Here is a 1,796-nt window from a genome sequence, read left to right on the forward strand (position 1 = left end):
TGCCCTCAGCCTCATCAGTCTTTTCGGCCTCACTGCTTTCGGCAGTGAGGACACAACCGCTGAACCGTCCACCACTACTGTCACCAGCGCTCCTTCTGGCGAGTCCGAGAGCTCAGAACCAGAGACCGCCACGGTCACCAGCGCTCCCGAGGACACTCCACCCCCAACCACCACAATCACCAGCACGCCGGAACCCACACAGCCGAATGATCCTGTCGCTGAAGAAGACGAAAAGCCCGCGCAGCAGGCTCCAGCGAATCAACCCAGAGCCACTTCTCCAGCGCAGAAGCAACCACCGATGGGTAATCAGGGAGCAAGCCCCGACTGCCCCGCCCACCTCTGCGGGTACGGAACCGCTCCTAATGGAGCGCCGAACTTGACCAGTGGTGAGACGCAACTGCTGGCTCTCTGCAACTCCGGCGAATACAACGCTCCCCAGGTCTGTGCGAATCTGCGGCTCAAGGCTCAGCGGGCGGGCCAGAACTAACTGGGTACTTCGCACAGCTGCCTCTGCGATCATCAGAAGCTGAACATGGCTGCCATGAACGCGATGTGCTGCGTGAAGGCCACACTCGAAAACTGATGCTCTAATCCTCGACATCGCCACCCCCTGAAATAAGGGCACCCTTAGTAGCGCTATGCTTCTCTAAAGGCAGACCTACACACAGGCGATCCGAAGGAGGGCACGCATCACCGTGGCTGACCAGGACACGCACGCCGCAAACTCACAGCCGGGCAACCCTCGCGGGGAAGCGCAGCCAGGCACCCCGGGTCAGGGCACCGCAAACCCCCACCCCGGCGCGACGGAGGCCACGGTCCACTCACCCGGCACCTATCCCCCGGGTGAGGATCCGCGCCGCTGGAAAGTACTGGGCGTCATCCTCACGACGATCTTCATGTCGCTCATCAGCGTGTCCATCATCAACGTCGCCCTGCCCTCCATCCAGCAGGGCCTGGGCGCGACCGAATCGGACATCCAGTGGGTACTCTCCGGCTACACGCTGACTTTCGGCGTGGTGCTCGTCGCCGCTGGCCGCGCCGGTGACCTGCTCGGCCGGGGCGGAATGTACCTCATCGGCCTGAGCGTCTACACCCTGGCCGCCGTCACCGCGGGCTTCGCCCCCACCGCGGAAGCTCTGAACGTCACCCGCTTCATCCAGGGCGCGGGCGCCGGCATGCTCAACCCGCAGGCCGTGGGCATGATCCAGCAGTTCTTCCGCGGCAAGGAGCGCGGCCGGGCCTTCGGCTGGTTCGGCACCGTAGTGGGCGTGGCAGTGGCCATCGGGCCCGTCCTGGGTGGCTTCCTCATCCGCGTCGGCGGCCCGGAGCACGGCTGGCGCTGGACATTCCTGGTCAACGTCCCCTTCGGCCTTCTTGCCTTCGTCCTCGCACTCCTGTGGTTCCCGCGCCCGCTGATGGGCCGGGTTAAGGATCCCGTCACCGGCCGTAACGTGGGCGTCATCCGCGCGGTGCGCAGCCTCGATCCCTTCGGCTCCCTCCTACTGGGCTTGGCCGTCCTGGCCTTCCTCTTCCCGTTCGTGGAATCCTCCGGCAGCGCGCGCACCTTCCTGCTCCTGCCCGTCGCCGTCGCCCTTCTGGCCGGATGGTTGGCGTGGGAGCGCCATGTCAAAAAGTCAAAGCCCTTCGACCCGATGGTGGACATGCAGATCTTCCGCTTCCCCAGCTTCCTCCCGGGCACCATGCTGGCGGGAATGTACTTCATGGGCATAACCAGCATTTGGGTGCTCGTGGCTCTGTACTTCCAAAACGGCCTGGGTTACAGCGCGCTCGTCGCC

General features: G+C 64.6%; 2 protein-coding genes. Both read left to right on the forward strand.

All coding sequences use genetic code 11. The features are described 5' to 3' along the window. Nucleotides 1-487: hypothetical protein (locus Q0331_RS01210; protein ID WP_298074153.1), on the forward strand; the 487-nt coding region annotated here is incomplete at its 5' end. A gap of 208 nt (nucleotides 488-695) precedes the next feature. Further along, the coding region (locus Q0331_RS01215; protein WP_298074155.1) for an MFS transporter at nucleotides 696-1,796 on the forward strand (1,101 nt) is incomplete at its 3' end.

The sequence above is a fragment of the uncultured Corynebacterium sp. genome (assembly GCF_937999985.1).
GTDB lineage: Bacteria > Actinomycetota > Actinomycetes > Mycobacteriales > Mycobacteriaceae > Corynebacterium.